Origin of the sequence: Psychroflexus planctonicus, from assembly GCF_014640195.1 — a bacterium.
In the GTDB taxonomy this organism is placed as follows: Bacteria; Bacteroidota; Bacteroidia; order Flavobacteriales; family Flavobacteriaceae; genus Psychroflexus; species Psychroflexus planctonicus.
In genome coordinates, this window is the sequence record NZ_BMGM01000006.1 from 196,298 (window position 1) to 218,573 (window position 22,276).

Here is a 22,276-nt window from a genome sequence, read left to right on the forward strand (position 1 = left end):
TAGTGGTTAAGAAAACATCAATAACCTTTGAACATTTTTATGGTGTAAGAATTTGTGAGTCACTACTTAAACAAAGAGAAATCCAATTTTAAATCTTGAAAATTTGGAAGCCTATTCGTTTGAATTGCTTCCATATTTTTTAGTGTATATTCAAGTAAATCTTCTTGATTACAAACCGAAAACCAACCCAATTCCTGCATTCGCTTAGCTAGGTATTCTTGCTCAAATTGTCCAGGAGTTGGAACTAATAAAGCCTGTTTTTGCATTTTTAACAAGTCCATAAGTGAAGTATATCCCGAACGGCAAATTAGTAGATTAGATTGAGCTATTAATCGATTTAATTCAGAAGAATTCAACATCCCGCATTTTTCAAAATCTTCAGAATTATCATTCTTATCAGGGTTTCCGGTCACCATAACTTTGCATCCGGGCAATTTTTGAAACAATTCTTCCAGTGCATTTTCAAATAAAGTACGTTGCGGCTCGGGTCCAGAAATCACCGCACAAAAATCATATATAATTGAATTATTTTCAGGTTGCAGTCTGCTCAACCAACCCAAATATTTGATTGTAGGCAAGTTTTTCGCTTTGGATAAATGTCCCAACTCACCACTTAAACTAGGTTCATCTTCAACATCAGGCACCCAAATTTCATCAAAATTCTTCATTAGATTTTGGTGTAGCTTTGAACTAAATGGAGTAGCAACACCACTTTTTACATTCAATTGATGATTGATGTACGCACAAGGAGTTTCAGCTAAAAAAACACCCGGACGATTGTCTGAAATAATTCCATCAATCTTAATTTGTTTAGCCAATTTTTCAATCGCTAATTGATCTTCAGATATAAATTTATATAATTTCGGAATTTGCTTCAACATATTTAGTGTTTGCCACTTTTTCTTTTCAGCATAGAACACATGTAAGGAAGCTAATTTGTAAATTGGAAGCTGTGGAAATTCTTTCTCTAAAAATTGATATGCCATTCCATCTGAAGCTAAAACAACTTTAAAACCATCTGCCAGCAACGCATGAATAATGGGTACACAACGCGTGGCGTGACCTAAACCCCAATTTAAAGGAGCTACTAAAATGGTTTTTTGTGGCATAAATACTCTGGCAACTTCATTAGAAGCTTGAAAAATACCTAATTTTGCCAAAAATTAAAGCTAAAGTGGGAAGTAAAAATAAACTAAAACGTTTCAAAGAAAACGAAAAATTTGAAAACGTAATTCAACCAGAACGGGAAGAAATTATAAATAAGGATTATTTTTTAAGAGGAAAATGGGCTTCCCAATTCTTCAAAAACAAGAATCCGTTGATTTTAGAATTGGGATGCGGAAAAGGGGAATATACAGTTGAATTAGCCAAAAGACATCCAGAGTTCAACTTTTTAGGTATAGATATTAAAGGCGCTCGATTTTGGCGCGGAGCAAAAACAGCTACCGAAGAAAACATTCCCAATGCTAAATTTTTAAGAGCTCAAATCGAATTGGTAGATTTGCTTTTTGCACCTGATGAAGTTTCCGAAATCTGGATTACTTTTCCAGATCCACAAATTAAATTCCAGCGCACTAAACACAGAATGACCAATCCAGAATTTTTAAAAAAATACCATCGCATTTTAAAACCCGATGGAATCATTCATTTAAAAACAGATAGTGAATTTATGCATGGTTATACGCTAGGCTTGATTCAGGGCAGCAATCATGAACTTTTATACGCACATCACGATATTTACAACAACAATGAAATTGCTTCTGAATTAGTAGAAATTCAAACTTTTTACGAAAAGCAATATTTAGAAAAAAACAAAGCCATAACTTACACTAAATTTAGACTTAACTTTTAATTAAGTGGAAACAACAAAGCTTTTCTTCTTTACTTTTTTTGCAGCAGCAGCTGGAGTAATTCCACCAGGCTTAATTAATATGTCGGTGGTTAAAACTTCACTTTCAGAAGGAAAAAGAAACGGATTAATCATGGCTATTGGCGCATCTTTTGTTGTTTTTTTTCAAGCCTTGGTTGCCATTCTTATGTCTCGCTACATATCAACCAACCCAAGTGTTCGGGTGATTTTGCTTCGTTTGGGTTTGGTAATTTTAATCATATTAAGCATTTACTTTTTTGTAAAAAGCAGATTGAAACAAAAACCAATTCAACATAAAAAATTTAAGTCCAAAAAAAGTTTTTTTAAAGGAGTTGGCATGTCCATTATCAATATTTTTCCGATTCCTTTTTTTGTAGTTATCAGCACGCTTTTTAACACAGATGCAAAAGCAGATTACGATGCATGGAGTATTTTTTTCTTTTCCTTAGCGGCAGCTTTAGGTACATTTGCTACACTCTATTTATATATATTTTCATTTATTAGGATTGGCATAGACCGAAGATTATTTGCCAAAAGATCTAATTTATTCATGGCTATTTTAATGCTAATTTTAATTGCAGTTACTTCAATCAGAATATATTATGAGTAAACTCCCAGCAGATTTTTATCAAAAAGTATACGCCGTAGTTAGGCAAATTCCAAAAGGAAAAGTAACCAGTTATGGAGCTATAGCCAAAGCTATTGGTTCGCCACAAAGTTCCCGGACGGTTGGTTATGCTATGAATGCTTCTCATAACTTAGAAAATGTTCCTGCACACCGAGTAGTCAATCGAAATGGCGTTTTAACAGGGAAACATCATTTTTCTGGAACTCATGCCATGCAGCAGCTTTTAGAAGCTGAAGGAATTGAAGTTATAGACGACCAGATTATCAACTTCGAAGCACATTTCTGGGAGCCAGAAGTACTTGAAGCTAAAGAATAGAAGTTTAAAGTGGTGTATGAGAAGTTAGATATGAGATGTGAATACGTATTGTTTCCTCCCTTAAGGGAGGATTAAAGGTGGGTGTTTATCTTCAGAATCAAAAAAACTAATTTATTAGAAAATCCAAAAATCAATTTCAACTTATAAATAACAGCATCAAGAATTCCTGTTACAGCATCGTTAATTTCAATCAAAGTTTCTGTAAAATACTAGTCTAAAGTCTATATTTGCATTTAGATTAATTCTAATTAAACTTAATCTGAATGAAATTAAACAAAGAAGATATTAAAAAGGCGTTGTCTACAATTAGTGTTGCAGGAGAAGGCAAAAACATGGTAGATGCAGGCACTGTTCAAAATATAATCACTTTTGGTGATGAAGTTGTTGTTGATTTGCTTTTGCAAACTCCAGCGCTACACATCAAAAAAAGAGCTGAAGTAGATGTAATGAAAGTAATTCATGAAAAAGTCTATGAAAAAGCCAAAGTGAAAGTAAACATTAAAGTTGAAGCTCCCAAAAAAGAAAATCCAAATCAAATAAAAGGAAAACCTATTCCTGGCATTAAAAATATTATTGCTGTTGCTTCAGGTAAAGGTGGTGTTGGAAAATCTACCATAACCACCAATCTCGCAGTAACTTTAGCTAAAATGGGCTTTAAGGTGGGATTGTTAGATGCCGACATTTACGGACCTTCAGGACCAACCATGTTTGATGTGTTAAACGAAAGACCGCTTTCGGTTACAGTAGATGGAAAATCGAAAATGAAACCCGTTGAAAATTATGGCGTTAAAATGTTATCTATTGGATTTTTCACCAAACCCAATCAGGCAGTAATCTGGCGTGGACCTATGGCAGCTAAAGCTTTAAACCAAATGATTTTTGACGCCGATTGGGGAGAGTTAGACTTTCTTCTTGTAGATTTACCACCTGGAACGGGAGATATTCACTTATCTATCATGCAATCTATGCCTATAACTGGTGCAGTTATAGTTAGCACACCACAAAACGTTGCTTTAATAGATGCGCAAAAAGCAGTAGCTATGTTTCAACAAGAAAACATTAGTGTTCCCGTATTGGGCGTGGTCGAAAACATGTCTTATTTTACTCCAGAAGAATTACCTAACAATAAATATTATATTTTTGGAAAAGAAGGAGCTAGAAATTTAGCCACCAATTTAGAAATTCCATTTTTAGGTGAAATTCCATTAGTACAAAGTATTAGAGAAGCTGGCGATGTAGGAAGACCTGCTGCACTGCAAGAAAAAACAGCATTATCTGAAGCATTCTTGTCTACTACCCGAAATGTAGTTGAACAAGTTGTAAAAAGAAATGAATCAATTCCTCCTACTGAAGCCATTCAAATTACAACTATGGCTGGATGTAGCGCAGTTAATAAAAAGAAATAATGACAGGAGCAGAACTCAGAAAATCAATAGAAAAAGCTTTAGATGAAATCCGTCCTTTTTTACAAAATGATGGTGGAGACATCGAATTGATTGACATAAAAGACAACAAACACGTTAAAGTTCAACTCATGGGAACTTGTGTTGGATGTTCAGTTAACCAAATGACCTTGAAATCTGGAGTTGAAATGACCATCAAAAAACACGCTCCACAAATTGAAACCGTAATTAATATTGAAGCCTAATTTCAGTTAACTTGACCTTGGTCATTTTAAATTGAAATGAATTGGCTAAAATTTGCTACGAAGAAATTGAAGTTATGATTAAAACAGATATACTTATAATTGGCGCAGGACCAACTGGATTATTTACTGTATTTGAAGCTGGATTACTCAAATTGAAATGCCATATTATTGATGCGCTACCTCAACCTGGTGGGCAATTGGCAGAACTCTATCCTAAAAAACCCATTTACGATATTCCTGGATTTCCTGAAATTAAAGCAGGTGTTTTAGTAGATAATCTAATGGAGCAAATCAAAGCTTTTCAGCCTGGTTTTACCTTAGGCGAAGTTGCTCAAGATATAGATAAACAAGAAGATGGCAGTTTTATTGTAACTACCAACAAAGGCACAAAACACCACGCTCCTATTATTGCGATTGCTGGCGGATTAGGAAGTTTTGAGCCCAGAAAACCACCTATCCAGAATTTAGCTCAATTTGAAGACAAAGGAGTGCAATACATGATTAGAAACCCTGAAAATTTTGAAGGTAAATCTGTTGTAATTGCTGGCGGTGGAGATTCTGCTTTAGATTGGAGTATTTATTTAGCAGACATTGCAGATGAAGTTACATTGGTTCACCGAAGAAACGAATTTCGCGGAGCGCTAGAATCTGTAGATCGAGTAAAAGAGCTAAAAGATTTAGGCAAGATTAAATTAATTACCCCTGCAGAAATTGTAGATGTCTACGGAAGCGATCATCTTGAAGGGGTAATGATTCGGAAAAACAATAACCCCGAAGAAGATTTTGCTTTGAGCACAGATTATTTTATTCCATTATTTGGCTTGTCGCCTAAATTAGGGCCTATTGCAAAATGGGGTTTAGAAATTGAAAAAAATGCCATTAAAGTAGATAATACCTTAGATTACCAAACCAATATTCCGGGAATTTATGCCATTGGTGATGTAAATACCTACCCAGGAAAATTAAAACTGATTCTCTGCGGGTTTCATGAAGCTACGTTGATGTGTCAAAGCGCTTATCAAAGAATTCATCCCAATAAAAGATACGTTATGAAGTATACCACAGTTGGTGGAGTTACAGGATTTGATGGATCTAAAAAAGAAGCACCAAAAGCTGTTGTAAAAAGCATAGATTAAGCTAAATGCAAGACGTAAACATTACCATTGTAGATCGAGAAGGAGTTATTCACGAAGTTGAAGCTCCTACAGATATGGCCATGAATTTAATGGAAGTAGTTCGCTCTTACGAATTAGCTCCAGAAGGCAGCATCGGAATTTGCGGTGGCATGGCAATGTGTGCTTCTTGCCAATGTTATATTGAATCGGATACGGTTTTACCTGAAATAGAATCAGACGAAGAAGCAATGTTAGCCGAAGCTTTTTTTGTGAAAGAAAACAGCCGATTAGGTTGCCAAATTCCTATAACAGAAAATTTAGAAGGTTTAAGAGTCAGATTAGCTCCAGAAGAAATTTAGAGTAAATCTTCTAGCGTATTTTTCAGATAGGTATATTCAAACTGAAATCCTTCACTTTGTATTTTCTTAGAACTTACCAGTTGGCTAGCTAATACAATAGTAGACATTTCTCCAAGTGCAAATTTTAAAGCAAAGCCAGGCACATTGGGCAACCATAAAGGTTTGCCTACCTTTTCAGCAATACATTTGGTCAATTCTTTATTGGTGACAGGGTTAGGTGCAACTGCATTGAAAACGCCTGTGAGTTGGTGTTTTACAGCATAGATAAACATACTTACCAAATCATTTACATGAATCCAAGATTGCCATTGTTTTCCGCTTCCTAGCGGTGCACCAACATAATAGTTTATCGGTTGCAAAATTCGTTCTAATGCACCGCCTTTTTCAGCAAGTACAAGACCAATTCTCAACTTAGCAACATCTATTCCTATTTCAGAAAAACCATCAACGGCAGCTTCCCATTCCTGAACAACATGACCGATGTATTCGTTGTTATAAAACTCACTATCTTCATCTTCTGTATGGAGTTTAGTAAGCGAACTTTTATAAATTCCAATAGCACTAGCAGAAACTAAATAACTCACTTGATGGTCAATTTGTTTCAACGCATTTAACATTAAAGCTGCTGTTTTAGTCCTGCTTTCTATTATTTCCTTTTTGTATTTGGTTGTCCATCGTTCAGCTACATTGGCTCCAACTAAATTAACAATAGCATCTACTTCATGAAAACAAGCACTATCTATTTCTTGATTTTGTGGATTCCAGTAAAAACCTTTGTAATGGTCTGTTTTGGTTATTTTATTTTTAGATGTGGTTAAGTAATTTACCGCAATTCCTAAATCGTGGCATTGCTCTACGAGTTTACTGCCAATCATTCCGGTTGCACCTGTTATTAGAAATCGCATAAAGATGAATTTTGCTCAAAAGTAAATGAATTAAACTGCGCACAATTAAACTTTAAACTAGTTTAACAGGCTTCTTTTGTAGCTCTTAACATTTCGCGTTTACCTGGCGGTCCGGGAATTTTTTCAACTGAAAATCCACTAGCTAATAAATCCCGCCTAAAACTTCCTTTTACAGAATAAGTAACTACTACTCCATTTTTTTGAAGCATTTCAAAAAGTTGGTCGGTTATTTCTTTTGTCCATAACTCAGGTTGTGTTTTTGAACCGAAAGCATCAAAATAAATTATATCAAACTCTTCTTTTGCTGAAAAATCTTGTAATCTTTTATGAATCTTTTGAAAACTAAAGTCTTCTGTTAATTGATGCTTCTCTTCCCATTTGAATTGATGTAACTTAAAAAAAACTTCATTTGGAATTCCTAGTTTTTCATGAAAGTTGAGTTGTTTTAGTTCAGAAAAATCAACTGGAAAAGCTTCAATACCTGTATATTGTATAGAAATATTATTTTGCTTAGATGCTAAATAAGTTAACAAGCAATTTAACCCAGTACCAAAACCCATTTCGAATACCGAAATGGGTTTTGGATGGTTGGACTTTAAATAATAATGTAATCCAGAATGTATAAAAACGTGTTTTGCTTCTAAAATTGCTCCATGCTTAGAATGGTATTGTACGTCAGTATCTGTAATTAGTATACTTTTAGTACCATCTGCTGTGGTTACAATTTTTCGCATTTACTCCGTTTCAACTTCTTCTGTTTTTTCTTTGATTTCTTCTACTTTTTCAACTTGACTTTCAAATTCTTCATCTGTACCTTGAACTAAAACTCCAGTTGCCGTAAAAGAATAGGTGATTTTTGGTTCGGTAATCGCTTCTATTTCTTCCTTCGATTTTCCCTCATCTTCTGCGTAGTGCTTTAAATCGTCAACAGAAGTTTCATCTAAAAAAGCAAAGCCTTCTACTATAACGTCTCTTCCTTCGCTATTTTTAGGCACAAAAAAACCATAATCTTTAAACCTAACCATGGTTTCTTTATCTTCTGCTAGCTCCAATTTCATCCAGCAGCCTTTTTTCTTACAAACAGAATTCACTTTAGATGCAAACTTAACATCAACAGTATCTCCAACTTCCATTCCAAGATAAAGTTCATTTAACCTTTCTGAGCTGTAGGCATCTTTTTCTTCAATTTGAGCACCAAATGAAGCGTAAGGAACTTTTTTGGTTAGTTCTTCAGTTGGATTTGTTTTCTGATCGTCTTTTTTTTCAGCTGTTTCGCAGCTAACAATAATTGACAAAATCAATACTAAAAATAAATTTTTCATATTTTTCTAGTGTTTTAATAGGTCATAATTATGACAAAGTTAATATCTTTACGAAAAAGTAGATTATTTTAATTTCTTACTTTTGCAACAAATTTAAACTAAATGGAAACACAAAGTCTAACAATACACGTAAAAAAAATAGAAAAATCTAAAATAGAACAAGTTGACTTTAATAATTTGGCTTTTGGAAAAAATTATTCTGACCACATGATGTATTGTGACTATATTGATGGGAAGTGGCAAACTCCGCAAATAGTTCCTTATGGTCCGATGGAGTTTAGTCCGTCTACTAAAGTATTTCATTATGGTCAAGCTGTATTTGAAGGTATGAAAGCTTTTAAAGATGATGCTGGAAGAGTACACTTATTTAGACCCGAAGAAAATTTTAAACGAATTAATAAATCTTCAGAACGTTTAGCCATACCTGAATTTCCAAAAGATTATTTTTTTGAAAGTTTAGAAACACTATTGAAACTAGACCACGAATGGGTTAAACCCGGACAAGGCAATTCACTTTACATCAGACCATTTGTAATTGCAACCGAAGAAGGCGTGGCTGCTGCTCCATCTGATGCATATCGATTTATGATTATTACTTGCCCATCTCAGGCTTATTACAACAAACCTGTAAAAGTTTTATTTGCAGAAAAATATTCACGGTCTGCAGATGGTGGCGTTGGTTATGCAAAAGCGGCCGGAAACTATGGCGCACAATTCTACCCTACAAACATTGCTAAAAGCAAAGGTTATGATCAGGTAATCTGGACAGATGCTAAAACACACCAATATTTAGAAGAAGCAGGAACTATGAATATCTTCTTTAGAATTGGAGATAAACTACTTACCGCACCAACTAGCGACCGAATTCTTGATGGTGTTACCCGAAAAAGTGTAATTCAGCTTGCAAAAGATAACGGTATTGAAGTAGAAGTTGCTCCTGTTGAAGTTGAGCGTATTAAAAACGCTGCTAAAGCTGGTGAACTGAAGGAAATATTTGGCACAGGAACTGCAGCAACTATTGCTAAAGTTACTGGTTTTGAACATGCAGGTGATGAATTCACTTTACCAAAGATGGAAGTTGAGTATAGTGAATTAATGAAAAAATACTTACAGGATATACAGTACAACCGTGTTGAAGACAAAAACAACTGGTTACATCCTATCGAAAAATAATCTTTATTACTTAAATATTAAAAAGCTCGGAAATTCCGAGCTTTTTTTATACGCTAACTTTGCAATTGCAATTCTACTAGATTTTTGTAACGTCCCAAAGGGTTAGCTATTAATTCTTGATGTGTACCTTTTTCAAGCAACTTCCCGTTTTCTAAAACCAAAATCTGGTCTGCATTTTGAATAGTAGACAAGCGGTGAGCAATCACAAATGAAGTTCTGCCTTTCATCAATTTCTGCAAAGCTTCTTGCACCAAATGTTCCGACTCAGCATCTAAAGCACTGGTTGCTTCATCTAAAATTAAAATACTAGGATTTTTTAAAACCGCACGTGCAATGGCAATACGTTGACGTTGACCACCAGAAAGTTGGATGCCGCGCTCGCCTACAATGGTATCGTATTGCTCAGGAAAATCTTCTATAAATTGATGTGCATTTGCTTTTTTAGCCGCTTCTTTAATTTCATCTAAATTAGCTTCGGGTTTACCATATTGAATGTTTTCCAGAATACTTCCGCCAAATAAAAATACTTCTTGCTGCACATAAGCCATTTCTTCTCTAATGCTATACAAATCCATGGTTGAACAGGATTTGTCATCTATTAAAATTTCACCGTTTGTAGGTTTATAAAATTGAAGCAAAAGTGCTGCAATAGTTGATTTACCAGCTCCACTTGGACCAACAATTGCAATAGTTTCACCGGCATTTACTTTAAAGTTTAAATTAGCTAAGACTTGAATTTCTGGTCGGGATGGATAATGAAAATCTACATTTTTAAAATGAATATTTCCAGCTAATTCCAATTCTTCAATTTTGCTTCTATCTTTAACATGAAGCGATTCCGTTTGTTCGTCAATAATATCAAAAACCCGTTCCGTAGCTCCAACCGCTTTTTGGATTTGTGCATATTGTATGGGCAAACCTCCGATGGAAGCTCCTACAAAAATGGTGTATAAAATGAAAGTAATTAATTCTGATTGGGTTAATAAATCTTGATTTTGAAGTTTTACCGCATACCAAACCAACAACACGATAGCTCCGAAAATACAAAAGATGATAAATGAAGAAAAAGCCCCTCGCGCTAAACCGCCTTTGATGGCTATTTTTTTGATAGAATCGACTGCTTTGTCGTACCGAAGCATTTCAAAAAATTCGTTAGTAAAAGCTTTTACATTGGCAATGCCTTGTAGACTTTCGGAAGCAATGGAGTTGGATTCGGCTACTTCATCTTGGGCATCTTTTGCTAACTTTCGAATGTATTTTCCAAAGAAAACGGCTACAATGGCAAAAACGGGAATGGTGGCTAACATTAATAAGGAAAGCTTAACCGAAGTAAAAAACAAGGCAATAACTCCACCAATTACAATGATAAATTGCCTTAAAAACTCGGCAATTCCTGTTGTAAAGGTGTCTTGTATTTGACCGATATCTGCTGCAATTCGGCTATTCAATTCGCTTACTTTTCTACTGGAAAAAAACTGCATTGGCATTTTAATCAAGGTTGAAAAAGTGTCTTTCCTTATACTGGCTAACATGTTTTCGGTAACATTTACAAAAAGCACTACGCGGAAAAAGGAAAAAATAGCTTGAGCTGTAAATAAAGCTAATAAAATTAAGCCCATTCGGTTGATGTCTTCAGCAGTAAAATCTGCTGTTTCAATTAAATCTCCCATTAATTTTGGGAAAAGCAAAGCAGTTAATCCTGTAAAGCTTAAGAATACTAAACCAAGAATCAATTTCCATTTATGTGGTCCCACATATTTGAATAAGCGTAGGCTTCTTTTCAAATTAGAAGCATTTAAACTTGCTTTGGGTAAATCGTTTTGTGTTTTCTTCTTTGCCATTCCTAATGAATTTATGGTTGCAATTTAAAAAAGTAATTCAGCTATACTTTTATTTTTTATGCATTATAGAATAATATTAACCTGAGTTCTATCAAAAGCAAAAGCCAACCCTAAATTTCGAGTTGGCTTTTGAAAATAACTATTGAGCAAAAAGTTTATTCCACAACAAATGTGGTAACATTTTCTTCTGCTTTTACATCTACTATTTCAATATTTTTTTCATCGTTTTTGGTTTCTTCACCTACTTCGGTTTCAGATTCATGACCTAAAACTGGAGCGATAACTAGTCCAACCAAACAAGTAAGTTTAATTAAAATATTCATCGATGGACCAGAAGTATCTTTAAACGGATCGCCAACGGTATCACCTGTAACAGCTGCTTTGTGAGCTTCGCTTCCTTTGTATTGCATTTTTCCGTCTATTTCTACACCCGCTTCAAAAGATTTCTTAGCATTGTCCCAAGCGCCACCAGCATTGTTTTGAAAAATAGCCCACATTACACCCGAAACACAAACTCCAGCCATATAGCCGCCCAAAGGTTCAGCTCCAAAAAACCAACCTACTAAAATTGGGGTGATAATGGTAATTAAACCGGGTAAAATCATTTCGCGTAAAGCAGCTTTTGTTGAAATGTCAACACATTTTGCGTATTCTGGTGTTCCAGTTCCTTCCATAATTCCAGGAATTTCTTTGAACTGTCTACGCACTTCTTTTACCATTTCCATAGCGGCTTTACCAACCGATTTCATAGCTAATGCTGAGAAAACTACAGGAATCATTCCACCTACAAAAAGCATAGCTAACACATCGGCTTTGTAAATATTGATGCCTTCAATTCCTGTAAAAGTTACATAAGCGGCAAACAGAGCTAAAGCAGTTAATGCAGCCGAAGCGATGGCAAAACCCTTTCCAACGGCAGCAGTTGTATTTCCTACAGAATCTAAAATATCGGTACGTTCTCTAACTTGATCATCTAATTCACTCATTTCGGCTACTCCACCAGCATTATCTGCAATGGGTCCAAAAGCATCGATAGCTAATTGCATGGCAGTAGTTGCCATCATAGCTGATGCAGCAAGTGCTACACCATAAAATCCTGCAAGTGCATACGAACCGTAAATGGCAGCAGCAAATAATAAAACCGACCAAAAAGTAGATTTCATCCCAACTGCTAAACCAGCTATGATATTGGTTGCCGCTCCAGTTGAACTATTTCTTACAATATCTAAAACAGGTTTTTTACCCAAACTCGTGTAGTATGCAGTAACAAATGAAATTAAAGCTCCAACAGCTAAACCGATTAAACAGGAGTAAAATACATAAGTTGAAGGAATGTCTTTCATGCCTTCCCCAAAAAATTCCATTTGCAAAGTTGATGGTAACATCCATTGAATTAAAAACCAAGTGACAATACCGGTTAAAATTATAGCTGACCAATTAGCAATATCCAAAGCCAATTGCACTCTAGCTTCTTTTGCATCATTGCTACCAATTCGGACAAAAAATGTTCCGATGATGGATGCTAAAATACCTACACCCGCGATAACTAAGGGAAGTAAAATTGGTCCCATATTATTAAAATCGTCTACAAATTGAGTAGTAACAGACATATCTCGAATAACATAATTACCGAGTACCATGGCCGCTAAAACGGTAGCTACGTAACTACCAAATAAATCGGCTCCCATTCCTGCAACATCTCCCACGTTGTCTCCAACATTATCTGCAATAGTTGCTGGATTTCTTGGGTCATCTTCTGGAATTCCAGCTTCTACTTTACCTACTAAATCTGCACCTACATCTGCTGCTTTGGTATAAATACCTCCACCAACTCTAGCAAAAAGTGCAATGGATTCTGCACCTAAAGAAAAACCAGCTAAGGCTTCTAATACAACAGTCATATCTCCATAAAAATCTCCACCTTCTATCATGAATTGCCCCATTAGAAAGAGAAAAATTAGGCTTAAGCCTAGAACTGCTAAGCCAGCAACACCTAATCCCATAACCGTACCGCCACTAAAAGAAACTTTTAAGGCTTGTGGCAAACTAGTTTTGGCCGCTTCTGCTGTTCTAGCATTAGCATCTGTTGCAACACGCATACCAATGTTTCCTGCTAAACCTGAAAAGAAAGCTCCAATAATAAATGCAGGGATTATTAAAAAACTGGTAGTTTCTACCTGCTGAGAAACAAAAAATAGTGCTATAGATGCTATGACTACAAAAACCATTAGCAAACGGTATTCTGCATTTAGAAAGGCAAGTGCACCTTCTTTTATGCTTTTTGAAATTTGCTGCATTTTAGCATTTCCTGGGGATTGCTTCTTCACCCAAAACATTTTTACAATCATAAATAAAAGACCTATCACCGAAAGAATGATAGGAATGAAAATAACATTTGATTTCATAGATTTTAATTAAAAATTTTGTTAAATCTAAATGAAAAAAAATTAATTGCATAAAAAAAGCAGCACTTTTTGGCGCTGCTTTATAAAAATGTTAAAATTTTGACTTATTTGATAGATACTTCGTTAAAAGGAACATCACTTTCTTGGTATCTTTTTTCGCAAGCTGCTACAATTTCTTTAGCTTCATCTACATTTCCCCAACCACCTACATCTACTTTTTTCTTTTCTAAATCTTTATATACTTTAAAAAAGTGTTCAATTTCTAAAACAAGGTGTGGATTTAGTTCAGATAAATCTTGAAACTTACTTGCTACTGGATCACTTACAGGAACGCAAATAATTTTTTCGTCTGGACCTTTTTCGTCCGTCATATGGAAAACACCTATGGGTTTAACTTCCATTACACAGCCTGGAAAAGTAGGCTCAGTAACCAATACCAATACATCTAAAGGGTCTCCGTCTAAAGCTAAAGTTTCTGGTACAAAACCATAATCTGCTGGATACATCATAGAAGAAAAAAGCATTCTATCGAACCTGATTTTTTTCAATTGAAAATCGTATTCATATTTGTTTCTACTCCCTTTCGGGATTTCAATTAATACATCAAAAGTCATAATCTATTGTTTATTTAAAAATGCAAAATTAACTATTAGAAGTAGGCAAACTACTATTTTTTTAAAAATAAAATCCAAAAGCTCCTGTTATTCCAAAATTTCTTGAATCGGAAATATCAAAGTAATTTCCTCTAAAGTGAAAATCGAGTCTAAAGACTCTAAAAATGTTTCCTATACCTACGCTGTATGAATAATAAATATTACGATCGGGAGCAAACAAAACAGGATTTGTAGTAGAAGCGTTCAACAACATACTTTCATCTGATAGTTGACCGTAGACTCCACGTAAAGTTACAATTTCCCTAAGATCTAAATCTCTTAATAAAGGAATTCTAGAAAACAATCTGCCATTAAAATTATGTTCCATGTGCAGGCTTACATATTCATCTGTGACAAATTCGTAAAAATTCAATAATGGAAATGTTCCTTGAATAGAAAACAAAGTTTGGTTTCCTGGAACTACATTTAGTAAGCTCAATGGCACACCGCCAAATGTTTTTCCTGCTTCTAAAGTAGAAGTAAATTTTCCGAAACCACCTAAAAGAATAGGTTGCTTGTATAAAAGTTGTAACCGATCATAATTAAAATCGCTATCGATTACACCTTTTAATCCTTTGGTATATTTCAGCATAAACTCAGGATATTTTCCATTGTTCACAATATAGCGTTCAACTCCATATCCAGTTGCTTTTTTATTGGGTGTGTAATTAGCAGTTAAAGATAATTCTGATTGTGTTGTTTGTTCTTGTGTTTGTGTACGTTCATCGTCTGTATAAAAGGCAAGACTAAACAAATCTGTATCTGCTCCAGCTAAGGTTCGGTAAGTTCCTTCTAAACGAAGTTTAAAATTGAAAAAGGGTTCTGCTTCTAGAGCTAAACTACTTAAATTGATATTGGTTAAGGTATTGTTTGATGCTACAGTAAGTGGTGATGATGACACTAAACTTCTACCTAATACATCATTAGAACTGGTTAAACTCGCACCCAGTTGTTCTACGTCTCTTCTGTTTCCTGCAGATAAGATTAATCTTGACTTTCTGTCCAGCATAATTTTTCCAGACACGCCATATTTAAACTTGTCGTCATTAAATCCGTAAGCTGTAAAGCCTTGAATTCGCCATGGGTCATTTTGTCCAAAATAAGTACGCCCTCCGACTCTTAATCGGACTCCTTCAATATCATTGTAGCCTAAAGTTGAAAATACGGGACCATAATCCCACCCGTCAAATTCATAATAGTTGGTAGTTAATACGGTTGCAACATCATAAACTTGCTTAAATGCATTTACAGTCTTTAAGGTGTCTACTAAAGTATATATTTCCTTTTCGTCTTTATTAAGTTCTTCTAAACGATTGTTTGCCCAAAATGTGCTATCCCGATCGAAGACTTGATCTTTATAAGGATTGGTTTGCCTATCATAAAATTCTTTTTCTTTTATCTTGTCAAATTGATAGTGATCGTATAAAGTTGTGCGTTTACCATAAACTCCTCTTGAATCTTCTTTTTTCCTAAAGGTAAAATCAGTCATAAAATAATCACGCGTTATTAAAAAGATAGAATCATTAAGCACGTCAAATTCTTGCTCAATGTAGATGTCTTTAACCCAATTGATATTTGCGCTTTTAGACATGGTCATTTCTATTTGTTTAATTGCCCAAGTAGTATCATTAACCCAAAAATCTCCTTTAAATGTGAGTTCATTTTTTCGTCTTGGGTAATAGACAATTTTATAACACCATCGGTCTTCTATGTAAGTACTATCTGATAAAACGTAATTGTAATTATCGATACCTGTTTTAGATAAAGGGCTCACAAAACTTTTATCAAATATTTTAATGTAGTTGTCGTACACGCTATATTCAGCGTATAAATCTTTTATAAAAGCTACTAAGCCTTGATTATTGCTAAATCCGGAATTCTTGTTTCCTTTTAAAATTTCTTTTTCTTTATCTAAAATATTATCTCCATATACTTTAGAAACGGACTCATTTATAAAAATGGGCAGATAGGTCTTTCCTGTTACTTTGTTCGTGTCGGCTTGCTCAAAGATAAATTCCATTCCTTTAAACAAACGGCTTTTAATTAGGCTACTATCTATGGTATTCAAATCAAACTGCAGTTTTTCGTACTTGTCAAATTGATATTGTTTGAATTTCTTTACCCCATTATCTCTTTTGTTCTCCCAAATCTTTCTAAGTATGTCTATAGCAGGGTTATTCTTTTTAGATGTTTTTCCAGAATAAACAATAACTTCAGACAAAGCTTCTTCGTCTGTGGTTAGTTTTATTTTAATATCGTAAGTGCTGGGTTTATTTAAAGTTAGCGTGTAGGTTTTGAAACCCATAAAAGATACAACTACTGCAGTATATTTTTCATCAGCTTCCAAGTAAAATTTCCCGTTTTCATCTGTAATTGTCCCTACGCTTGAGTTTTCAAAAACAACGTTTGCAAAAGCTACGGGTTCATCAGCGTCGTCAAACACATATCCGCTCACCTTGGTTTGACCAAATATGAAAACGAATTGAAGAAGAAAGATGGATGTTATTATTTTTCGCATAAAAAAGAAAAAAGCTTCACCTGCATTAAATACAAATGAAGCTTAAATATTTAACATTTCAGTAGATTAATCTAAATACATTACTTTTTTCACTGCTTTAATTACATCTTCATGGTTAGGCAACCATTCTTTCAATAAAACTGGAGAATAAGGTGCCGGTGTATCAGCGGTGTTTATTTTTATAATTGGAGCATCTAAATAATCAAATGCATCTTGTTGGATGCGGTAAGTAATATCAGTTGAAACATTGCCAAAAGGCCAAGCTTCTTCCAAAATCACCATTCTATTTGTTTTTTTAATCGATTTGATAATAGTATCATAATCTAAAGGACGAACAGTACGTAAATCGATGATTTCACAAGAAATATCATCTTCGGCTAAAGCGTCTGCAGCTTTGTAAGCTTCTTTTATGATTTTTCCAAAAGAAACAATGGTTACATGTTTTCCTTCTCTTTTAACGTCTGCTTTTCCTAGAGGAATCGTGTATTCTTCTTCAGGAACTTCTCCCTTGTCGCCATACATTTGTTCGCTTTCCATAAAAATAACAGGATCGTTATCGCGGATAGCAGATTTTAAAAGTCCTTTTGCATCGTAAGGATTAGATGGAACTACTACTTTTAAGCCTGGTGTGTTAGCAAACCAACTCTCAAAAGCTTGAGAATGTGTTGCCCCAAGTTGACCTGCAGAAGCTGTTGGACCACGAAACACGATAGGAATATTAAACTGGCCTCCAGACATTTGCCGCATTTTTGCAGCATTATTGATAATTTGGTCAATTCCAACCAAAGAGAAGTTAAAAGTCATATATTCTACAATAGGCCTGTTTCCATTCATAGCTGAACCTATAGCTATTCCCGAAAAACCTAGCTCGGCAATAGGCGTATCAATTACGCGTTCTGGACCAAATTCATCAAGCATTCCTTTAGAAGCTTTGTAAGCACCATTGTATTCGGCAACTTCTTCACCCATTAAATAAACAGATTCATCTGCGCGCATTTCTTCGCTCATCGCTTCACATACGGCTTCTCTAAACTGTATTGTTCTCATGTAGTAGTAATTTTCAGAAGCCACAAAAATAGGAATAACATGGACTTCAGCCTATTAAAATTTAATAAAATTTTACTATGCATGCATAATAAAATAAGCCTATTTTTTATATATTCGCACAAGCAAAATTGAAAACAAAAAATCATGAAAATTTTAGTTTGTATTAGTCATGTACCCGACACGACTTCTAAAATAAATTTTACGGATAACGATACTAAATTCGATACAAACGGAGTTCAGTTTGTTATTAATCCAAACGATGAATTTGGTCTGACTCGCGCTATGTGGTTTAAAGAAAAGCAAGGTGCCAGTGTAGATGTAGTAACGGTTGGAAGTAAAGAAACCGAACCCACTATTAGAAAAGCTCTAGCTATTGGCGCAGATCAAGCTATTCGGGTGGACACAGAACCAAAAGACGGTTTCCAAGTAGCTAAAGAATTAGCCAAGGTAGCCAAAGATGGTAACTACGATTTAATTATTGCAGGAAGAGAATCAATTGATTACAATGGTGGTATGGTTCCTGGAATGTTAGCTAAATTAATAGGTGCTAATTTTATTAACACTTGCGTAAGTTTAGAAATTGAAGGAGATAAAGCTACTGCTATTAGAGAGATAGACGGCGGTAAAGAAACACTTACATCTTCATTACCATTGGTAATTGGCGGTCAAAAAGGTTTAGTTGAAGAGAGCGATTTAAAAATACCAAACATGCGCGGTATTATGATGGCAAGAAAAAAACCTTTGAATGTAGTTGAACCTGTTGCAGATGGTCTTAGTACCGAAGCGAAAAAATTCAGCAAACCTGCTCCAAAGGGAGATGTTAAACTTGTTGATGCAGAAAATATAGATGAATTAATTGACTTACTTCATAACGAAGCAAAAGCCATATAAAAAATAAAATTATGTCAGTACTTGTATATACAGAAAGTGAAAACGGAAAATTTAAAAAAGCAGCTTTCGAAGCCGCTTCTTATGCCAAAGGAATTGCTAAGCAGTTAGGAATAGAAACTTTTGCCATTTCATTTAATGCAGAAAACGCAAACGATTTAGGAACTTATGGAGTGGAGAAAGCTTTTAATCTTTCCAATGAAAACTTTTCTAAATTTAATGCAGAAGCCTATGCAGAAGTAATTGCTGAAGTTGCAAAAGCACAGGATGCAAAAGTAATTGTGTTGAGCCAAAGCGCTAATGCTAAATATCTTGCTCCCTTATTAGCAGTACATTTAGAAGCAGGTTATGCTTCAAATGTAGTAGAATTACCAAATACTGAAAATGGGTTTGTAGTAAAACGTACCGCTTTTACAAACAAGGCTTTTAATGAAACTGCTATCACTACAGATGCAAAAATAATTGGAGTTTCAAGTAATGCTTATGGTTTACATGAAGCAGAAACGGATATTCAAGTTGAAGATTACCAAACAAATGTTGTTTTAAGCGAAGCTGGAGTTCAAGTTCAATCGGTTGATAAAAACAAAGACAAAGTAAGTATTGCCGATGCAGAAATTGTTATTTCTGGTGGTCGTGGCTTAAAAGGTCCAGAAAACTGGCACTTAGTTGAAGATTTAGCTGAAACATTAGGTGCAGCAACGGCTTGCTCTAAACCTGTTAGCGACATGGGTTGGAGACCACACAGCGAGCACGTAGGTCAAACTGGAAAACCAGTTGCATCTAATTTGTACATTGCTATCGGAATTTCTGGAGCCATCCAGCACTTAGCTGGAATTAATGCTTCTAAAGTAAAAGTAGTTATTAACAACGATGCTGAAGCACCATTCTTTAAAGCAGCAGATTACGGAATTGTAGGCGATGCTTTTGAAGTAATTCCGAAGCTTACAGAAAAACTAAAAGAATTTAAGGCTAATAATGCTTAAATTCCTATTTTAGGAGCCTGAAACGGCGGTCTAAAATTTAGGTAGATTTGCCTGATTTTAGACCGTTTTTTAATTTTTAAAATCAAACATGAGTTTAGTTCGTTTAAACATTAAAGGAATTTCTTATAGCCAAACCCAAAATGGAGCCTATGCTTTGTTACTAAGCGAAATCAATGGAAAAAGACAATTGCCTATTGTAATCGGTGCCTTTGAAGCACAGTCTATTGCCATTGCCTTAGAAAAAGAAATCAAGCCGCCAAGACCACTAACACATGACTTATTTAAAACCTTTGCAGATCGTTTTTCAATAAACGTAAAGCAAGTAATCATTCATAAATTAGTAGATGGTATTTTTTATTCTAGCCTGATTTGTGAACGCGATAAAATTGAAGAAATTATAGATGCACGAACTAGTGATGCCATTGCATTGGCACTTCGATTTGACGCACCAATTTTTACCTATATTAATATTTTAGAAAAGGCAGGAATACAACTTAAACCAGGCAAAAGTTCTAGTATTTTTGATGCTAAATTAACCGATAAAGAAGAAACTACTGGCGGAAGCCAATCTGGAACTGGAAAAATTGAGTTTACAAGTTTTAGCATAAACCAACTAAATCGTCTACTTGAAGAAGCTGTAAAAAACGAAGACTACGAAAAAGCAGCTCGAATTAGAGACGAAATTTCTAAACGATAGCCTTATTTCATGAAAGTATTTTCTTGTTTCGCCTTTGCTTTAATTAGCTTTTACAGCATTCATGCTCAACAAACCACGGAAAACCAATTACAAAGCAAGTGGGATGTAATTGAAGTAAAAGACTATCAATCTGCGCATACTTTTTTTAATCAATCTGAAACGGCTATAAAGTTTTCATTTAATGAAAATGAAAGTTTTAGCATTCAAAAAGATTCGACTAAGATTACTGGAAATTACAAGATAAAAGACAGCATCATTACTTTTCAAACAGAGCTGGATATTTTCAATTATTCTAGTTTACAATTTCATTTTAAAGATGAAAGCAATTTGTTTTTAGAAAACAATCAGTTGAAAATTCATCTGTTAAAAGACGAAAGCATTACTTCCCCTCTAGCCGAAGAAAATAAAAAGGAATTGATTAAAAGTACAGGTTTTACTTTTGAAAGTTTCTGGCGTGGAGTTTTAGGCATGATCAGTATTTTAATTATTGCTTTTCTATTTAGTGCAAACCGAAAAGCCATCAACTGGAAAACAGTAGGTGCTGGGTTAAGTGCTCAATTGCTTCTTGCTATTGGTATTTTACAAATTGGATTTGTACAAGCCTTTTTTGACATCATTAGTAAAATTTTCGTGAAAATATTAGACTTTACTGTTGTTGGTAGTGAATTTTTGTTAGGAGACTTAATGAATGTGGACTCTTTTGGTTTCATTTTTATCTTTCAAATATTACCGACGGTTATATTCTTCTCAGCATTAACTTCGGTGCTTTTTTACTTGGGCGTAATTCAAGTAGTGGTAAAAGGAATGGCATGGGTGCTTACCAAATTATTAGGCATTTCAGGCGCTGAAAGCTTGAGTGTAGCGGGAAATATTTTCTTGGGCCAAACCGAATCTCCTTTAATGATCAAAGCTTATTTAGAAAAACTTACCCGATCTGAAATGCTATTGGTCATGATTGGCGGAATGGCTACCGTTGCCGGTGGAGTTTTAGCTGCCTATATCGGATTTCTAGGTGGAGATGATCCCGTTGCCAAATTAGAATTTGCTCGACACTTGCTGGCTGCTTCAGTAATGGCAGCGCCTGGAGCGATTGTTGTTTCCAAAATGCTGTATCCACAGCAAGCTAAAATTGATCAAACTGCAGAAGTTTCGCAAGATAAAATTGGGTCTAATATTTTAGATGCTATTTCCAACGGAACAACAGAAGGTTTAAAATTAGCCGCCAATGTAGGTGCGATGTTGTTGGTATTTATTGCCTTTATTGCGATGATTAATTTTGGATTGGAAAAATTTGGCGACTTAACAAGCTTAAATACTATAGTAGCAAACAAGACTCCATACGAATCCTTTTCACTAGAATCTATTTTGGGCTTGGTGTTTGCCCCTCTTATGTGGTTAGTTGGTGTAGCAAAAGAAGACGTAATGCTAATGGGACAATTGCTAGGAATAAAAATTGTAGCTAGCGAATTTGTTGGCTACATTCAACTTGCAGAATTAAAAGATACTGCAAACTTACTCAGTTTAAAGTTTGAAAAGTCAGTGTTTATGGCAACTTATATGTTGTGTGGCTTTGCCAACTTTGCATCAATTGGAATTCAGATTGGTGGCATCGGTTCTTTGGCTCCAGGTCAACGTAAAGTCTTATCGGAATTTGGAATGCGTGCACTTTTGGGTGGAACCTTAGCTTCCTTGTTATCTGCTACTATTGCAGGCATGATTATTGGTTAATTTTCTTTTGATAGGAAATTTATACACTATTTTAATTTGAAAATGGGTCAATTTGAAAGTTTGGAAATAAATAAGCTATAGAAAAGATGAAAAGCTAAGAATAGGATTTCTAACATTTCATTCTCGGTGTTCTTTGCGCAAATACTTTGCGAACCTTTGCGTGAAAAATTAACATGCCCA

The 22,276-nt window shown here is 34.8% G+C and carries 21 protein-coding genes; 12 read left to right on the top strand and 9 right to left on the bottom strand.

Annotation, left to right across the window (positions count from 1 at the left end):
* Positions 1–62: 62 nt before the first annotated feature.
* Positions 63–1,160, bottom strand: coding sequence for a glycosyltransferase (locus IEV72_RS08255; RefSeq protein WP_188458618.1), 1,098 nt, complete (start codon positions 1,158–1,160; stop codon positions 63–65).
* 14 nt (positions 1,161–1,174) lie between these two features.
* On the opposite strand from IEV72_RS08255, the gene trmB reads away from it, so the two are divergent.
* The 7 genes from trmB to IEV72_RS08290 all read left to right on the top strand — a co-directional run bounded on the left by trmB (position 1,175) and on the right by IEV72_RS08290 (position 5,936).
* Complete coding sequence (trmB, locus tag IEV72_RS08260; protein WP_188458660.1) at positions 1,175–1,852, top strand: tRNA (guanosine(46)-N7)-methyltransferase TrmB; 678 nt, start codon at positions 1,175–1,177, stop codon at positions 1,850–1,852.
* Between the two features lie 4 nt (positions 1,853–1,856).
* Positions 1,857–2,480, top strand: coding sequence for a LysE family translocator (locus tag IEV72_RS08265; RefSeq protein WP_188458619.1), 624 nt, complete (start codon positions 1,857–1,859; stop codon positions 2,478–2,480).
* On the top strand, positions 2,473–2,814 hold the full coding sequence (locus IEV72_RS08270) for an MGMT family protein (protein ID WP_188458620.1): 342 nt from the start codon (positions 2,473–2,475) through the stop codon (positions 2,812–2,814). The genes IEV72_RS08265 and IEV72_RS08270 overlap by 8 nt, the downstream gene beginning before the upstream one ends.
* A gap of 263 nt (positions 2,815–3,077) precedes the next feature.
* Complete coding sequence (locus IEV72_RS08275) at positions 3,078–4,220, top strand: Mrp/NBP35 family ATP-binding protein (RefSeq protein ID WP_188458621.1); 1,143 nt, start codon at positions 3,078–3,080, stop codon at positions 4,218–4,220.
* A complete protein-coding gene (locus IEV72_RS08280) occupies positions 4,220–4,462 on the top strand; it encodes a NifU family protein (protein WP_188458622.1) in 243 nt (80 codons plus the stop codon). The genes IEV72_RS08275 and IEV72_RS08280 overlap by 1 nt, the downstream gene beginning before the upstream one ends.
* A 74-nt stretch (positions 4,463–4,536) precedes the next feature.
* The gene (locus tag IEV72_RS08285; protein WP_188458661.1) at positions 4,537–5,598 is read left to right on the top strand and encodes an NAD(P)/FAD-dependent oxidoreductase; all 1,062 of its coding nucleotides are present in this window, start codon (positions 4,537–4,539) and stop codon (positions 5,596–5,598) included.
* A gap of 5 nt (positions 5,599–5,603) precedes the next feature.
* Positions 5,604–5,936 (top strand): 2Fe-2S iron-sulfur cluster-binding protein, encoded by a 333-nt coding sequence (locus tag IEV72_RS08290; RefSeq protein WP_188458623.1) that lies wholly within the window; start codon positions 5,604–5,606, stop codon positions 5,934–5,936.
* Here IEV72_RS08290 and IEV72_RS08295 read toward each other — a convergent pair.
* The 3 genes from IEV72_RS08295 to IEV72_RS08305 form a co-directional block, all read right to left on the bottom strand.
* The gene (locus tag IEV72_RS08295) at positions 5,933–6,841 is read right to left on the bottom strand and encodes a TIGR01777 family oxidoreductase (RefSeq protein WP_188458624.1); all 909 of its coding nucleotides are present in this window, start codon (positions 6,839–6,841) and stop codon (positions 5,933–5,935) included. The genes IEV72_RS08290 and IEV72_RS08295 overlap by 4 nt on opposite strands.
* A gap of 62 nt (positions 6,842–6,903) precedes the next feature.
* Positions 6,904–7,575 (bottom strand): tRNA (5-methylaminomethyl-2-thiouridine)(34)-methyltransferase MnmC2, encoded by a 672-nt coding sequence (gene mnmC2 / locus IEV72_RS08300; RefSeq protein ID WP_188458625.1) that lies wholly within the window; start codon positions 7,573–7,575, stop codon positions 6,904–6,906.
* Entirely contained in the window at positions 7,576–8,163 is a 588-nt protein-coding gene (locus IEV72_RS08305) for a DUF4920 domain-containing protein (RefSeq protein ID WP_188458626.1), read from the bottom strand.
* Positions 8,164–8,265: 102 nt separating this feature from the next.
* Here IEV72_RS08305 and IEV72_RS08310 point away from each other — a divergent pair, with 102 nt between their 5' ends.
* Positions 8,266–9,336: a branched-chain amino acid aminotransferase gene (locus IEV72_RS08310; protein ID WP_188458627.1), complete on the top strand. Its 1,071-nt coding sequence runs from the start codon at positions 8,266–8,268 to the stop codon at positions 9,334–9,336.
* A gap of 53 nt (positions 9,337–9,389) precedes the next feature.
* On the opposite strand, the gene IEV72_RS08315 is transcribed toward IEV72_RS08310, so the two are convergent.
* The 5 genes from IEV72_RS08315 to IEV72_RS08335 all read right to left on the bottom strand — a co-directional run bounded on the left by IEV72_RS08315 (position 9,390) and on the right by IEV72_RS08335 (position 17,800).
* On the bottom strand, positions 9,390–11,177 hold the full coding sequence (locus IEV72_RS08315) for an ABC transporter ATP-binding protein (RefSeq protein ID WP_188458628.1): 1,788 nt from the start codon (positions 11,175–11,177) through the stop codon (positions 9,390–9,392).
* 155 nt (positions 11,178–11,332) lie between these two features.
* Positions 11,333–13,582, bottom strand: a complete 2,250-nt coding sequence (locus IEV72_RS08320) for a sodium-translocating pyrophosphatase (RefSeq protein ID WP_188458629.1) — start codon at positions 13,580–13,582, stop codon at positions 11,333–11,335.
* 104 nt (positions 13,583–13,686) lie between these two features.
* The gene (locus IEV72_RS08325) at positions 13,687–14,196 is read right to left on the bottom strand and encodes an inorganic diphosphatase (protein ID WP_188458630.1); all 510 of its coding nucleotides are present in this window, start codon (positions 14,194–14,196) and stop codon (positions 13,687–13,689) included.
* 61 nt (positions 14,197–14,257) lie between these two features.
* Positions 14,258–16,753: a DUF5686 and carboxypeptidase-like regulatory domain-containing protein gene (locus IEV72_RS08330; protein ID WP_188458631.1), complete on the bottom strand. Its 2,496-nt coding sequence runs from the start codon at positions 16,751–16,753 to the stop codon at positions 14,258–14,260.
* A gap of 66 nt (positions 16,754–16,819) precedes the next feature.
* Positions 16,820–17,800, bottom strand: coding sequence for a pyruvate dehydrogenase complex E1 component subunit beta (locus IEV72_RS08335; RefSeq protein WP_188458632.1), 981 nt, complete (start codon positions 17,798–17,800; stop codon positions 16,820–16,822).
* 144 nt (positions 17,801–17,944) lie between these two features.
* On the opposite strand from IEV72_RS08335, the gene IEV72_RS08340 reads away from it, so the two are divergent.
* From IEV72_RS08340 to IEV72_RS08355, 4 genes are all read left to right on the top strand, one after another.
* Positions 17,945–18,691 carry an electron transfer flavoprotein subunit beta/FixA family protein gene (locus IEV72_RS08340; RefSeq protein WP_188458633.1) on the top strand — a complete coding sequence of 249 codons (747 nt, stop codon included), beginning with the start codon at positions 17,945–17,947 and terminating at the stop codon, positions 18,689–18,691.
* Positions 18,692–18,702: 11 nt separating this feature from the next.
* On the top strand, positions 18,703–19,671 hold the full coding sequence (locus tag IEV72_RS08345; protein ID WP_188458634.1) for an electron transfer flavoprotein subunit alpha/FixB family protein: 969 nt from the start codon (positions 18,703–18,705) through the stop codon (positions 19,669–19,671).
* 88 nt (positions 19,672–19,759) lie between these two features.
* Positions 19,760–20,368, top strand: a complete 609-nt coding sequence (locus tag IEV72_RS08350; protein WP_188458635.1) for a bifunctional nuclease family protein — start codon at positions 19,760–19,762, stop codon at positions 20,366–20,368.
* A gap of 9 nt (positions 20,369–20,377) precedes the next feature.
* The gene (locus tag IEV72_RS08355) at positions 20,378–22,096 is read left to right on the top strand and encodes a NupC/NupG family nucleoside CNT transporter (RefSeq protein WP_188458636.1); all 1,719 of its coding nucleotides are present in this window, start codon (positions 20,378–20,380) and stop codon (positions 22,094–22,096) included.
* Positions 22,097–22,276 lie beyond the last annotated feature (180 nt).

Coding starts and splice junctions, on each gene's coding strand:
- IEV72_RS08270 (WP_188458620.1), top strand. CDS start 2,473: ATGAGTAAACTCCCAGCAGATTTTTATCAAAAAGTATACGCCGTAGTT.
- IEV72_RS08315 (WP_188458628.1), bottom strand. CDS start 11,177: ATGGCAAAGAAGAAAACACAAAACGATTTACCCAAAGCAAGTTTAAAT.
- mnmC2 (WP_188458625.1), bottom strand. CDS start 7,575: ATGCGAAAAATTGTAACCACAGCAGATGGTACTAAAAGTATACTAATT.
- IEV72_RS08320 (WP_188458629.1), bottom strand. CDS start 13,582: ATGAAATCAAATGTTATTTTCATTCCTATCATTCTTTCGGTGATAGGT.
- IEV72_RS08330 (WP_188458631.1), bottom strand. CDS start 16,753: ATGCGAAAAATAATAACATCCATCTTTCTTCTTCAATTCGTTTTCATA.
- IEV72_RS08285 (WP_188458661.1), top strand. CDS start 4,537: ATGATTAAAACAGATATACTTATAATTGGCGCAGGACCAACTGGATTA.
- IEV72_RS08345 (WP_188458634.1), top strand. CDS start 18,703: ATGTCAGTACTTGTATATACAGAAAGTGAAAACGGAAAATTTAAAAAA.
- IEV72_RS08310 (WP_188458627.1), top strand. CDS start 8,266: ATGGAAACACAAAGTCTAACAATACACGTAAAAAAAATAGAAAAATCT.
- IEV72_RS08340 (WP_188458633.1), top strand. CDS start 17,945: ATGAAAATTTTAGTTTGTATTAGTCATGTACCCGACACGACTTCTAAA.
- IEV72_RS08295 (WP_188458624.1), bottom strand. CDS start 6,841: ATGCGATTTCTAATAACAGGTGCAACCGGAATGATTGGCAGTAAACTC.
- IEV72_RS08335 (WP_188458632.1), bottom strand. CDS start 17,800: ATGAGAACAATACAGTTTAGAGAAGCCGTATGTGAAGCGATGAGCGAA.
- IEV72_RS08290 (WP_188458623.1), top strand. CDS start 5,604: ATGCAAGACGTAAACATTACCATTGTAGATCGAGAAGGAGTTATTCAC.
- IEV72_RS08355 (WP_188458636.1), top strand. CDS start 20,378: ATGAAAGTATTTTCTTGTTTCGCCTTTGCTTTAATTAGCTTTTACAGC.
- IEV72_RS08325 (WP_188458630.1), bottom strand. CDS start 14,196: ATGACTTTTGATGTATTAATTGAAATCCCGAAAGGGAGTAGAAACAAA.
- IEV72_RS08350 (WP_188458635.1), top strand. CDS start 19,760: ATGAGTTTAGTTCGTTTAAACATTAAAGGAATTTCTTATAGCCAAACC.
- IEV72_RS08275 (WP_188458621.1), top strand. CDS start 3,078: ATGAAATTAAACAAAGAAGATATTAAAAAGGCGTTGTCTACAATTAGT.
- IEV72_RS08280 (WP_188458622.1), top strand. CDS start 4,220: ATGACAGGAGCAGAACTCAGAAAATCAATAGAAAAAGCTTTAGATGAA.
- IEV72_RS08305 (WP_188458626.1), bottom strand. CDS start 8,163: ATGAAAAATTTATTTTTAGTATTGATTTTGTCAATTATTGTTAGCTGC.